General features: G+C 54.4%; 1 protein-coding gene. It reads left to right on the forward strand.

The annotated features are described in order from the left end of the window. Positions 1-377, forward strand: a 377-nt coding sequence (locus QWI17_RS09825) for a hypothetical protein (protein WP_302722333.1), incomplete at both ends; no start/stop codon positions are given.

The following is a 377-nucleotide window of genomic DNA, read 5'->3' on the forward strand; positions in this document are numbered from 1 at the left end:
CAACATTTGGCAGCTCGAAGGGTTGACTAGCAATGTACCGGACAACATGAGGAATTTGGACTTCAATCGAGTACCCGCTGCGTTTGTAACGGTGATGAAGTCCCTCTTGTACCGCTACCTACGGCGCGGTCGCGCAGGGCAGAAGCGTCCCGTGGCAAGTACTTTGCGCAATGTTTTTGAAAATGTATTGCCCTTTCTACGGTATCTAAGCGCGCTTAAGCTCGGTCACTTCGGCGCTGTAACGCCCATGATCTGTGCAAATTACGTCGCCGAGTGCAAGGAGATCCGACAGACGCGTCGCAATCGGGGGCAGGCGCTGTCTCCGGCGGCCCTTGAACGTCGTTTTATGTCAGTCGAGGCGCTTCATGAACTCAGTC

Source organism: Gilvimarinus gilvus, from assembly GCF_030518155.1.
GTDB lineage: Bacteria > Pseudomonadota > Gammaproteobacteria > Pseudomonadales > Cellvibrionaceae > Gilvimarinus > Gilvimarinus gilvus.